Annotated in this window: 9 protein-coding genes; 7 read left to right on the top strand and 2 right to left on the bottom strand. The window is 41.5% G+C overall.

The window, feature by feature from the left end:
• Positions 1–138: 138 nt before the first annotated feature.
• Together KZA12_RS14255 and uvrA are read right to left on the bottom strand one after the other, a co-directional pair.
• Positions 139–606, bottom strand: a complete 468-nt coding sequence (locus tag KZA12_RS14255) for a DUF6584 family protein (protein ID WP_218690689.1) — start codon at positions 604–606, stop codon at positions 139–141.
• Between the two features lie 110 nt (positions 607–716).
• Positions 717–3,617: an excinuclease ABC subunit UvrA gene (gene uvrA, locus KZA12_RS14250; protein ID WP_218690688.1), complete on the bottom strand. Its 2,901-nt coding sequence runs from the start codon at positions 3,615–3,617 to the stop codon at positions 717–719.
• 750 nt (positions 3,618–4,367) lie between these two features.
• Between uvrA and KZA12_RS14245 the strand changes: the two genes are divergently transcribed.
• The 7 genes from KZA12_RS14245 (at position 4,368) to gspD (ending at position 13,345) form a co-directional block, all read left to right on the top strand.
• Positions 4,368–5,732, top strand: a complete 1,365-nt coding sequence (locus KZA12_RS14245) for an MFS transporter (RefSeq protein WP_201624468.1) — start codon at positions 4,368–4,370, stop codon at positions 5,730–5,732.
• 201 nt (positions 5,733–5,933) lie between these two features.
• Complete coding sequence (locus KZA12_RS14240) at positions 5,934–6,530, top strand: DUF3833 domain-containing protein (RefSeq protein ID WP_256932999.1); 597 nt, start codon at positions 5,934–5,936, stop codon at positions 6,528–6,530.
• A gap of 362 nt (positions 6,531–6,892) precedes the next feature.
• Positions 6,893–7,516, top strand: a complete 624-nt coding sequence (gene ssb / locus KZA12_RS14235; RefSeq protein ID WP_218690687.1) for a single-stranded DNA-binding protein — start codon at positions 6,893–6,895, stop codon at positions 7,514–7,516.
• 927 nt (positions 7,517–8,443) lie between these two features.
• Positions 8,444–8,764, top strand: a complete 321-nt coding sequence (locus KZA12_RS14230) for an H-NS family nucleoid-associated regulatory protein (protein WP_201624086.1) — start codon at positions 8,444–8,446, stop codon at positions 8,762–8,764.
• Positions 8,765–9,208: 444 nt separating this feature from the next.
• Positions 9,209–10,015 (top strand): type II secretion system protein N, encoded by an 807-nt coding sequence (gene gspN / locus KZA12_RS14225; protein ID WP_227677318.1) that lies wholly within the window; start codon positions 9,209–9,211, stop codon positions 10,013–10,015.
• A gap of 5 nt (positions 10,016–10,020) precedes the next feature.
• Positions 10,021–10,929 (top strand): type II secretion system protein N, encoded by a 909-nt coding sequence (locus KZA12_RS14220; protein WP_373416636.1) that lies wholly within the window; start codon positions 10,021–10,023, stop codon positions 10,927–10,929.
• Positions 10,930–11,086: 157 nt separating this feature from the next.
• Complete coding sequence (gene gspD, locus KZA12_RS14215) at positions 11,087–13,345, top strand: type II secretion system secretin GspD (RefSeq protein ID WP_218690685.1); 2,259 nt, start codon at positions 11,087–11,089, stop codon at positions 13,343–13,345.
• The last annotated feature ends 25 nt before the right edge of the window (positions 13,346–13,370 follow it).

Genomic DNA, 13,370 nt, shown 5'->3' with positions numbered 1-13,370 from the left:
CCAAAAAATGGTCGATGCCCATCCGTAACTGGACGTCTGCTTTAAATCGCTTTATGATTATGTTTGATGATCGTATCAGCAGGCATTTAATCTAAATGGCAGTTACACAGAATCTGGGATGGGCTCAAATTGATAAATCTATCTTCTCGTTGATTGAGAGAGTTGACCATGCCTCTTATCTTTTTTGAGTTTGGATTCGAAATGGTAATACCAATTCCACATAAATTTGGGTAAAAAACCATTTTCAGCTTTCACCTCGTTCATCATGATAAGTAATTCAACTTTAACATCATATTCTATTCGGACAGGTGATTTTGTACCTTCGGCTATTAAGTCTTTCAAAATATTAATCGTATCACCTCCAAAATACTTAAAGTAAATGGATAGTATTTCTTTATCCTGTTTAGATAAATGCTCTTTATAGAAAATATACTTTCCGGCCTGACGAAAATCTTTCTTTTCAATGTATAAGTTGGCAAGCTTTTCACACAGAAAAGGATGTCCGTAACGAAGTCGCATATATCCTTTTATATTGTGAATAGCAGTATCTATATCATTATTGCGAATAATTTTGTCAATACCATTTCTCAGCTCAGCTTCAGTCACATGCAAAATCCTTTAATATATAGTGTTGAATAAAAGATATTATTCTAAAATATAAAAAAAGGCCACCCCCGAAAGAGCAGCCTTAATATTATCAATTAACAATAACCTAACTAGCTAGCTTTTTGCAACTCAAGCATCGGTTTTAAGAATTCACCCGTATGCGAGTTTTTATTCTCAGCAACTTCCTCAGGTGTGCCTTCAGCGATAATCATGCCGCCACCTTTACCGCCCTCAGGGCCAAGATCGATCACCCAATCCGCGGTTTTGATAACGTCAAGATTATGCTCGATGACCACGATAGTATTGCCTTTATCACGCAGCGCATGCAAGATATTGAGCAGTTTATCGATATCATGGAAATGCAGACCAGTGGTAGGCTCATCCAAGATATACAGCGTCTGTCCCGTATCACGTTTGGCCAGCTCACGGGCTAGTTTGACTCGTTGCGCTTCACCACCTGATAGGGTTGGTGCCGACTGACCGAGACGGATGTAGCTAAGTCCCACTTCCATTAACGCTTGCAGGCGACGATGAATAGCTGGGATCGCTGAGAAGAACTCAACCGCATCTTCTACGGTCATATCCAGCACGTCAGCGATGGTTTTGCCTTTATAGTGAATCTCTAAAGTCTCACGGTTATAACGCTTGCCATCACAGACATCACAAGGCACATACATATCTGGTAAGAAATGCATTTCAACTTTGATTAGACCATCACCTTGGCAAGTCTCACAGCGTCCGCCTTTTACGTTAAAGCTAAAGCGACCTGGCTTGTAACCACGGGCACGAGCTTCTTGAGTTTGGGCGAACATTTCTCGTACTGGGGTAAAGACGCCAGTATAAGTTGCTGGGTTTGAGCGTGGAGTACGACCAATTGGGCTTTGATCGATATCGACCATTTTGTCCAAATGCTCAAGACCGCTGATACTTTCATGCTTATCAGCAATTAGTGTCGAAGCATTGTTCAATTGTGTGGCGGCTAATGGCATCAAAGTACGGTTAATCAAAGTCGATTTACCCGAACCCGATACCCCGGTGATACAAGTCATAATACCGATAGGTAAAGTCAAATCAACGTTCTGTAAGTTATTACCCGTTGCGCCTTTTAACTCAATAGCCATCGGCACTTTTTTAGGCTTAGCTTTACCCTCAACGGCAACTTCTATCATCTTAGGCTGATGACGAACCTTTGGAATCTTAATACTTCTTTTACCAGACATATACTGTCCAGTAAGCGACTCTTCGGATGCCATAATATCATCGACAGTACCCTGAGCGATGACATAACCACCATGCACGCCAGCGCCAACACCGATATCGATGACGTGGTCCGCTTGACGAATAGCATCTTCATCATGCTCAACGACCAGTACAGTATTGCCTAAGTCACGCAGACGAGTTAAAGTTTTCAGCAGACGATCATTATCACGCTGATGCAGACCGATAGATGGCTCATCAAGTACATACATCACCCCCATGAGTCCAGCACCGATCTGACTAGCTAGACGAATACGTTGCGCTTCACCGCCTGATAAAGTTTCCGCTGAACGGGCAAGCGATAGATAATCCAAGCCGACACTAACTAAGAAGTTCAGACGCTCATTAATCTCTTTAAAGATTTTTTCAGCAACTTCACCTTTATGACCACCAATCTTTAGGGTCTTATAATAGTCAGCGGCATCACCAATAGACAGCTTGACGATCTCAGCGATAGTTTGATCATCGACACGGACGTTGCGTGATATCTCGTTGAGACGAGCGCCATCACACACGTTACAAGTAGTATCGGCTAAATATTTAGCTAGCTCGTCACGCACTAGATTACTTTGAGTCTTGGCGTAACGGCGCTCAAGATAAGGCAATACACCCTCAAAAGGAATAGTTTTATTAGTCTTACGTCCACGCTCATCGGTAAAGTTAAAAGTTAGCTTCTCCTTGCCCGAACCGTGCATAATAAGGTCTTGCTGCTCTTTTGGTAGCTCTTGCCACGGCGCATCCATATCGATATTGAAATGCTTACATACCGTAGATAGTAAACCGAAGTAATAAGCATGACGCTTATCCCAACCGTTTATTGCGCCTTGATTCAAGGTTTTTTCGTGGTGAGTAATGAGTTTTTCGGCAGCGAAATACTGACGTTTCCCAAGACCATCACAAGCAGGGCACGCCCCATAAGGATTGTTGAAACTGAACATTCTTGGTTCAAGTTCAGAGACCGCGCGATCACAGACCGGACAGCTGTGCTTAGCAGACATCACTTGATTGTCAGAACCGCCTTCTTTAGGGTTACCATCCATAAAGTGTAGGGTTACTAGCCCTTGACCTAAACGCAGCGCAGTCTCAAGACTCTCCGCCACTCGGTTACCCAAATCATCACGCACTTTAAAGCGGTCAACTACCACTTCGATAGTATGCTTCTTCTTTTTATCTAATGCTGGTAGCTCGTCAGTATCATAGACATCACCATCAACACGTACTCGCACAAAACCTTGACCTATGAGCTGCTCAAGTAACACGATATGCTCGCCCTTACGCTCACGAATCACTGGTGCCAAAATCATTATCTTAGTGTCATCGGGTAGTGACATAACCTGATCGACCATTTCAGTGACCGACTGCGCCACCATAGGTTCGTCATGCTCAGGGCAGTAGGGGGTACCGATACGCGCATAAAGCAAGCGCAAATAGTCATAAATCTCAGTGATAGTACCGACTGTAGAGCGCGGGTTATGGTTAGTTGATTTTTGCTCGATAGCAATAGCAGGCGATAAACCTTCAATACTATCCACTTCTGGTTTTTCCATCTGTGATAAAAACTGACGGGCGTATGCCGATAAACTTTCGACATAACGGCGCTGTCCCTCAGCATATAGAGTATCAAAAGCTAAAGAGGATTTACCGGATCCCGATAAGCCCGTGATGACTACGAACTTATCACGTGGAATATCCAAGTCGATATTTTTTAGATTATGTGTGCGTGCGCCGCGTATTGCAATATGGTCATGTGCCATCGTTTATAGGTTTCCTATTTTCTAAAAAGTGGTCAAAACTAATATGTAAATATTAAGCTAACTTTACTAATCCATCACTAATCTAGCAAAAAGTAGCTAATGCATTAAAAAAAGTAGCTGCAGTTGATTGCTCTGCCAAAACCCTAAAAGAACTTTGAGATAAAATTTTAGTTAACAAAAAAAGAGCGGTTTAGCAAACAAAAGAAAGGTTCATATAAAAGGACTGAGTAATAATTGCATCGAATTTAAAGCCATTGGTTTGTTTAGTGCTATTTTTATAAAGCTATTTTTAATCGTTAATTAATAAAAATTTGAACCTAATAGTTATTAAGTGTTTCGCTGTATTTAACTGGTTTTATATTAGAGGCTTGAGACAGTTCAAACCGTTATAAGGTATAAGCGATGCCTGCTAGAAGTAACAACCTAGTAGTGCAATATGCTTTGTAGCGACTTACTTTATTGTTATGACAGTGGCATTATTCAAGGTGCAAGCCCATATTAGCTGCACTTAGTAACAAATTTATTATGTCCCTAATACTAGGGCTTAGTCATAGGGGCTAGTTATCCTCTAACGGTAATAACTAGTAAATGATTGTTGAGCTTGAAAGTGTAACTGGCGGCAAGCAGATAAAAGTTTCAGTAACGAACGAGTGAATGTTTTATACTGTGGGGCTTAATTGCCACGTCAGAATGATCTTGCGTGTCACTTATTAAATGACAAATCTGTAGTGATAAACCTGTGAGGCAAGTATGAATAGCGTAGAAAAACGGGCAATCGGAGGGGTTGGCGGCATTTTTGCTCTACGGATGATTGGCTTATTTATGATTGTGCCAGTGTTTTCTGTCTATGGGGACAATTATGCTCATGCTACGCCATTTTTAATCGGTCTGGCGGTTGGTGTTTATGGACTTGGCCAAGCTATCTTTCAGATACCAATGAGCCTTGCTGCCGATAAATTCCCACGTAAGCCAGTTATTATGCTGGGGCTAGTATTGTTTGCGCTAGGCGGTATTATTGCCGCCAATGCTACTGATATTTATGAAGTGATTATTGGACGTGCGCTGGCAGGTAGTGGTGCGGTATCGGCGGTTTTGATGGCGCTATTAGCGGATGTTACTCGTGAAGAGATGCGTACCAAAGCTATGGCTACTATGGGTTTGACTATTGCCTCATCCATTATGTTAGCTTTTGCCTTTGGTCCGCTCCTCGTAGGTTCGCTAGGTATCTCAGGATTATTTTGGCTGACGGCTGGGTTTGCGGTATTGGCGATGGTATTGCTATTGATAGTACCTTCACCATTACGAGTGCTTAAGCATAATTTAGATAACAAGTCGATCGGTCAGCAGCTCGCTACTGTACTCAAAATTGGTGATCTAAACCGTCTACATATTGGTATCTTTGCCTTGCATCTAACTATGACGGCGATATTTGTGATTTTGCCCCATCAGCTCAGTGCGGTTATGGGCTTGTCAGTACGCCAGCAAGGCTTAATCTATCTGCCACTACTGTTTATTGGCTTTGCAGTAGCGATTCCTTTTATTATTATCGCTGAAAAGAAGCGTAAGATGCGCCAAGTATTCTTAGCTGCTATTGCTTTAATGACCGCCTCTTTAGCTATACTAGCGCTAGGTGGTCAAGCTAGTTTCGGTATTATCTTGGGTTTATTACTTTATTTTATGGGCTTTAATTTGCTTGAGGCCACTATACCTTCGTGGATATCTAAGCGCGCACCAGTAGCTAATAAAGCAACGGCAATGGGTCTAAATTCATCAAGCCAGTTCTTTGGTGCTTTTGTCGGTGGGGCGATGGGTGGCCTATTGCTCAATCAGTCTAATTTATTAGCTTGGGGGCTATTAGCGGTAATAATGGCAGCAGCGTTGCTACTCATTATTCCTATCGCTGATCCACCGTATCTATCTAGTACTACGGTGACTATACCGAAAGATATCGATATCCAAGACTGGTCGCAACAAATGATGGCAGTCAAGGGCGTTGATGAACTAGTAGTGATGGCAAAAGAGCAAGTGGCTTATCTAAAGCTAGATAAAACTCAGTTAACCGATCTATCACGACAACAGCTATCCAAGTTAGCTCAAAGTCCTCTAGATATCTAAGCTTTTATTGCGTTCGATATTTTTATTTTGTTTGAGTAATAAAGTTAGAATATAACGACATAAGTAGCTTGAAATAAGCGACTTATGATAGGAGCGGTCAAAATAGAGTTCGCTAATTATAAGCCCTATTGCTGGCAAAAAACGCTGGCAACAAAGGCTAGTAGACAGTCACTTTTATTATCCATCTAAAAAGGAATTAAGATGAATAAGTTTAATGCTTTATCGGCGACTACTGAAGCGAGTACTGAAGCACTGACTAAACCAATGCCTAAATTGGCTATGGCTCTTGGTTTAGCAGTAACCCTGCTTACTTCTGGCTGTGCGACCCAAAACATTCAGAGTTACCAAAACGTTAGTCCAACTCTGGATATGCATCAGTTTTTCTCGGGTCAAATCGATGGCTGGGGTATGTTCCAAGGCCGTAATGGTGAAGTAAAAAAACGCTTCACTGTCGATATCAACGCCACTCACGAAGGTGATGACGTCATTGTCTTAGATGAGAAGTTTGCTTGGGCCGACGGCACAAAATCACAACGTATATGGCGTTTAACTCAGCAAGCAGATGGTCAATGGAAAGGGACTGCTGGGGATGTTATTGGTGAAGCGTCAGGACAAGTAGCTGGCAACGCTTTACATTGGCAGTATGTATTAGATTTGCCAGTCGATGATAAAACTTACCAAGTAAACTTTGATGATTGGATGTACTTAATCAGCAAAGATGTGATGCTCAATCGCGCAGTAATGAGTAAGTTTGGGGTAGAGTTAGGTAGCGTGACCTTAAGTTTACAGCGCAAATAATAATAGCCATAATCATAATAATAGATCGGTATTATTAGCTCAAAAATAGCTATTTTTTATAATTATTTAAGCCTATTTTTTGAAAAATGAATAGCCAGCACTGAAAACCTAATAACAAATCGGCTGATTATAGTCGGTTAAAGCCATATGTAGTCTGCAAGCGACATAGAGTGTCGCATATAGCTCAAGCTTACTGGATATTTATCTAAAAACCGTATACCATAAAACTAGATTATTGACAGTGGCAATAACCAACAGCTATAAGTCAGGGTTAGATAATAAATAGAGTTAGCTATTTTAGCTTTAGATAAAATGACTCAGCGAAATATTTATAAAGTTATTCATCAAAAAAGGACGATATCATGCGCGGTGTTAATAAAGTCATCATCATCGGTAACCTCGGTGCAGATCCTGAGGTACGTCAATTCAGTAACGGTGGTAGCGTTACCAATATTTCGGTAGCTACTTCTGAGCAGTGGACGGACAAACAAAGTGGCGAAAAAAGGGAGTCAACTGAATGGCACCGCATTGCGCTATATAACCGCTTAGGAGAAATTGCTGCTCAATACTTGCGTAAAGGCAGTAAAGTCTATATCGAAGGCAGTTTGCAGACTCGTAAGTATCAAGCACCAGACGGCAGTGATCGTTACGCTACTGATATCAAAGCTTATCAGATGCAAATGTTAGACGGGGCGACTGGCGGTCAAGCTCAAGAAGGGGGTTATAGTAACAACCAGAATAACCAACCAAGTTATGGCAACCAAGGTGGCCAAAACAGCGAGCAATACTCTCAGCAAGGCGGTGGCTATAATCAGGGTGGCCAAGGTGGCGGTTATAACCAAGGCGGCTCTTCAGCTCAAAACGGTTTTAATAATAACCAAAACGCAAATAATCAGTTTGCTCAGCCAGCAGTGACTAATAACAGCGCTGCTAACAAACCTACAGCAATGCCTGATGGTCCTGTTGATGACGATATCCCTTTCTAGGATGATAAAACCTAAAGCTTACTAGTTAAGTTAATAACACAAATAGTATCTACTAGAGCCTCGTTAATACGGGGCTTTTTGTTGTCTGTGGCTGACTAAGTAATGACAAAGTAATGACTAAGTAATGACAAAGATGATTAAGTAATGACAAAGATGACTATAGAGTTTTACAACTATATTTAGCATTGACGGATATAGCACAATAGAGCTGTTAATATTTGCATGCTAATTGCTGACTAGTAGTGTGGCAGGGCAAGCTACTGAGGCAGGCGGTTACTGTGCTAGGAATGCTGCTGGCATTAGCCCTAGTAGCTATAAAAATCATTTGCCCTCAGTAAAGCCATATAAAGATATAAAAGTAACAGGTTAAGCTTAGAGATTATCTTATAAATAATGAATATTGCCACAATATTATGAGCTTTAATAATTATTTTATAGTTGATTTTAATGCCTATTAGAAAACCTCTATAATAATAAGGGATTTTATACTTATACTATTAGTTAAATAATGTTTAACTTTTAAATTATAATTTCTTATCAAGGAGTTATTTGCGGTGACTATTAAAATGTTGATATCAATACAATATTGAATGGATAGAGCTATTCATCAAAATAATAACAGGTAAAGGCTACGTACTTATGTCCATATTGCCAATATAGAAAAATTGTTAATTATTAATCAAATGTTTTCTAAATACTAATGATAAATAAAAATATAGTAATTAGTGGTTGTTATAGATTAATTTTTTGTTTATATTACATACGCTTAATTGATTTACATTTAATTATTCAATTCAAGAAAAGCTCCTAGCTATTGATAATTCTATTTATTCGTTTTGTGATATATATAGTTTATTACTTATTATTTATTTATTGCAGATCAATAACTATCCAGCTAACAGCCATTATTCTATAACCGAGACAATTATGACTAATAATAGTATTAATTTAGAAAGTTTAAACGTAGCTGAGCTACGTGCTATCACTGAAAGTGCACAGCAACTTATCACGCAAAAACAACATCAACGTTTGCATGATGCTTATGTACAATTTGAAAAAATAGCCAAAGATAACGGCTGTAGCATAGAAGAGATTTTGAAGGCTGGTGAAAGCCTAGAGAAAAAACGTAGTATTAAATATCGTAATACTGAAAACAATAATGACACTTGGACAGGCCGTGGTCGTAAGCCAACTTGGTTGATCGAAGCGCTATCAGCTGGTAAAGATCTAGAAAGTTTTGCCGTATAAATCTTGCTCGTTGATGGGTTTGTAGAGCGCTATTAAGCAACAGTATCAGCAAGATCTTTGGTTATTAATGTAGATCTGCTTATGGCTATTAACTGGCGTTGGCCTAATTATTGTAATCAACTATTTAGTAATCACTACTCATTCATATTGATTACTGAGCAGTGATTACTAGTTCTCGATAGTTATAAATATTGATTATAACTACTGAGGTTCACTACTGAGGTTAACTAGTTGATTATCTGCTAACTGAGCCAATACTGTTTAAGTAGCTACAGTCTTACTAAATTAACAGTTAGTAAGCGCTAAACTCCCAAGCATTTCATAAAGCCAGTATCTTTTATTGTGACTAATCGCAGTAAAATATACTGGCTTTTTAGCTGTCATTTTTAGGCGATTGTTTGTTATGATAATGTGGTTTTGAAATTATAAAAGAGTATCTTATCTGTGCCACAAGCCTCTATTCCATCTAATAAGCATCCCCGTAAAGTATGGTGGTTAATTGGACTGCTAGTATTTTCGTTGTTTGCTATATTGCAAATGCCAGCAGCGTGGATAGTAGAAAAGTACGCGCCAGAGTCGCCTTATATACAACATGTGTCCGGTAACTTATGGCAAGGCTCAGCTATTTGGCAAGTGCCAGTGTCAGAGGTAGCCATGACTGGGTCGCTGCAATGGACGTGGCAACCTTGGCAGCTTCTATTAGGCAAAATAGCAGCTGAATTCGATATTAATAGTGGTCAGACTAAGCTAGATGGGCAAGTAAAAGTAGCACGTCACTCATGGCAAATCGATGACATGAATGGCAAGATTGCACCTGAGACTTTGAGTCAAGCAGTTAAATGGCAATTACCCAATACCCCAATGCAAGTCAATGCCGTATCGCTGCAACGTCATTCTGCCAAAGGTGAAGACGCAGCTGGGTTTAGTGCAGCGTCTGGACAATTAACTTGGGTAGGCGGTGAAGTTGGCTATCCTAGCGCTGGTAAAGTTTTTTATATTACTATGCCAGCATTACGTGCTCAGCTGAGCACCGAACAAAAAAATAACAATGCTACTCTGCATCTTAATTTACTCAATAACCAAGACAAACGCTTAGGTGATCTTTATCTTGATGGCAATAATATGCTCGATGTGAGCTTGACTCAGCGCTTACTCGAAAATATGGCAGAATACAAAGGTGAAGCGCCGCAGGATACTCCCGTGGTTAGCGTACGTCAGCCACTATTGGCAGGGTTAGGGGTCACTAATTGAACACAGTGATGAGCCGTCTAAAACCTGTAGTCGATATTCTTAATCGTTTGTCAGCATGGCTGCTGCTGCTCGCTATAGGTTGGTTATGTTGGACAGCGGCGCGGCTGCTATGGTTATTGTTGGCACCGCCTATAGCACCGGCATTGCCCATAGCAGCATTGCAGAATATTCCTAGCTCTGTAGCTGATAATAGTAGTTTGTTTGCTATATTTTCTGAGCCTAATTCAGCGGCAGTGGCGGCACAGCCACCACCGAATGTAGTGCTAAAAGGCGTGCTATTAGCGATACCTGAGCGTTTGTCATCAGCGCTACTGGAGGTCAATGGCGAAGTAAAAAACTATCGTATCGGTGAGAGCTTGCAGGACAGTGGTTATACTTTAGTGGCGGTAGATTGGAATGCGGTGGTTATTGCCGATAAGGCTAGTAAACAGTCCGTTATTAGTATGGCTGATGCTATGCCCTTAGATCAGAGAGGCTTAGCTGCTAATGCTATAGGCAATAGGCGTTCATCCAATACACTTAATAACGATTCTATAGATTCTGCATGGCCACTGCCTACAGATATAGCTAATAACGCTGCTAATAATACTGACAACAATGCTAATAATAATAATCCAACTTCAGCTATCGGTGGAGCCGTAAGTGAGCTGCAACAGAATCCTGCCAACTACTTAAGTAGTGTGGGGCTAATGGCCTCTGGTGACGGCTATCAAGTAACGACAGCTACGCCTTCAGGCCTACGTAAGCGCTTGGGTCTAGAGCCTGGGGATCGGGTAATGTCGGTAAATGGTCAACAGGTCGGTAATAATCCTAGTCAAGATGCCAACATATTGCAACAAGCACAAAAATCTGGTGAAGCGCAAATAGAGGTGAAACGTGGTGAGCAAGTAATCACTATTCGACAACCCTTCTAAATGGATTGGCCTAAAATCGTCACCTTTATTTATAGTTAATAGAAATATTTCACTCTATAAGCGTATAGCAGTATCTGTAGTGAAGCATATTTTGATAGCGTTTTAGCTTATATTCTTTGGCATTTAATAAGTAACATCACAATGGGTAATTATCACCATGGTAAGTTTACATAAGTTTGTAGTAACCCCTTTACGCAATGCTTTACAGCGTTGTTTATATATAGTTCGCCCATTATGTTTAGCATTGCCACTATGGGCAGCTATGTGCGGACTTGCCAGCGCTGAGAGCTGGAAGGTTAACTTGCAAGATGCAGACATCAAAGCTTTTATTAATGAAGTAGCTACTATCACTAATCAGAATTTTGTACTGGATCCGCGTATCAACGGCAATGTGACGGTTATCTCTAATCGTGCGCTGTCTCGTGATGAGATTTATCAGCTGTTCTTAAGTGTGATGCAAGTGAATGGGATTGCGGCGATTAATTCGGGCACTACTATTAAGTTAGTACCCGATAGTGTGGCTAAGCAAACCGGTATTGCTGTCGATCTGCGAGGTAATACTGTCGGTGAAGCGTTAGCAACGCGAGTGATTTACTTGACCAATACTCAAGCCGCCGAAGTGCTAGGGGTGATTAGACCTTTGATGCCGCAATCAGCACACGCTGCTGCTGTGCCAGGCGTTAATGCGCTGGTGCTATCAGATCGTGCTGACAGTCTTAATCAATTAACAGCACTAATCCGCGATTTAGATAGCAATGTCAATGACAGTCTGCGGGTTATTCCTCTACGCCATGTCGATGCTGAGCGGATGATGGATCTCATTAGTGCGCTAGTGACTAGTGCAGGGGGCGGGCAAGCACAAGGCAGTGACCAGCTAAAAGTTATCGCTGATGCTTCAAGCGACAGGCTGCTAGTGAAAGGTAGCCCTGAGATGATTGCTAAAGTGCAGGAGATGGTTAATCAGTTAGACACTACGCCTACGCGGCGCTTGAGTGGTTTGCGCGTATTTCGACTCAAATATGCTAGTGCCAATCATATAGCGCAGATGCTACGTGGCTTACTTGCCAATCAGTCGATTAATAGTGCAGGGGCGACTTCAACTTTGGAGTCAGCATCCCTAACTGATACTAGTGCTACTGGCGCCACCCTTAATACAGCCTCGGCAGTGCCCAGTGGCAATAGCATCAATAGTAGCAGTAATAATAGTGGCAATTTAGCAGCTTCTACCGGTGGTTCAGCAGTAGGTATAGGGGGTCGACCCTTTAGCATTATCGCTGATGAAACCCAAAACGCAGTTATCGTTAATGCCGCCCCTGAGCTGATGTTTGAGATTGAAGATGCCGTCAATCAGCTCGATAATCGCCGCGCCCAAGTACTGATTCAAGCTGCTATCGTTGAAGTTTCAGGCGATGATGCCACCCAACTTGGCGTTCAATGGGCGCTAGGCAATGCTAGTAGTGGTTATGGCGTGGTGAACTTTAATAACGTTGGCGCTAGTGCCGCTTCACTTGCCGCAGCTGCTTTGTCTAAAGGCACTGGTATCAGTGCCGCTGCTGGCTCTATTGCTGGCGCGCTACTTGGTGTTGGTAGCAGTCGAAAAGATAGCAAAGGTAACACCGAGTTTTATGGGGCTATCTTGCAAGCGTTAGATTCATCCACTAGTGCCAACCTATTGTCCATGCCCTCAATCTTGACCTTGGATAACGAAAAGGCCAGTATCTTAGTAGGACAAAATGTGCCATTCGTCACTGGCTCTTTTACCACTAGCGGTAACTCATCAACCAATCCATTTCAGACTATTGAGCGCCAAGACATCGGTATCAATCTTAACGTCATTCCCCATATCGGTGATAATGGGACGGTGCGTTTAGAAGTGTCACAAGAAGTCTCCTCAGTAGTGCCGGGTAGTATTGGCAATTCGAGCGGTTTGATTACTAATAAAAGCTTGATCAATACTACTATTTTGGCTGATGACCAACAGACTATTGCACTAGGCGGCTTGATGCGTGATAACAGCACTAGCAACCAGCAAAAGGTTCCAGGTTTGGGGAATATACCGCTGGTTGGTCGCCTGTTCCGCTCCGATAGTGATAATAAGCAAAAGAGTAACCTAATTATATTCTTACAGCCAACCATCTTGCGTGATGGTGGGGCAGTGGCGAGCGTTACTGAGCGCAAATTTAACCAAATGCGGGTTTTACAGTTAGTAATCGATAAAAACGGTACTATTAAACAATTACCGCTGAGTGGCACTGTAGGCTGGGATGGGGATATCAGTCAGGATTATGAGCTGATGAATCTTAATCCGCTGATACCTAAACGCGATCAAACCCCCAAGCCTACGGCTACTACCCAAGGCTTTACTAGAGTAGATAGTACCAACTCTGGTATCACCACTTTTCCTTTAAACCCTTAAACCTTTATAAGTTAAGATATTCAAT

This window comes from Psychrobacter sp. BF1 (assembly GCF_019279065.1).
Lineage (GTDB): Bacteria > Pseudomonadota > Gammaproteobacteria > Pseudomonadales > Moraxellaceae > Psychrobacter > Psychrobacter urativorans.
The sequence above is the reverse complement of the archived record's forward strand: the minus strand, read 5'-3'. Positions and strand labels throughout refer to the sequence as shown.

Bases quoted from the DNA above. Each gene is read 5' to 3' on its own strand.
- uvrA (WP_218690688.1), bottom strand. From the start codon at position 3,617: ATGGCACATGACCATATTGCAATACGCGGCGCACGCACACATAATCTA.
- KZA12_RS14245 (WP_201624468.1), top strand. From the start codon at position 4,368: ATGAATAGCGTAGAAAAACGGGCAATCGGAGGGGTTGGCGGCATTTTT.
- KZA12_RS14240 (WP_256932999.1), top strand. From the start codon at position 5,934: ATGAATAAGTTTAATGCTTTATCGGCGACTACTGAAGCGAGTACTGAA.
- ssb (WP_218690687.1), top strand. From the start codon at position 6,893: ATGCGCGGTGTTAATAAAGTCATCATCATCGGTAACCTCGGTGCAGAT.
- KZA12_RS14230 (WP_201624086.1), top strand. From the start codon at position 8,444: ATGACTAATAATAGTATTAATTTAGAAAGTTTAAACGTAGCTGAGCTA.
- gspD (WP_218690685.1), top strand. From the start codon at position 11,087: ATGGTAAGTTTACATAAGTTTGTAGTAACCCCTTTACGCAATGCTTTA.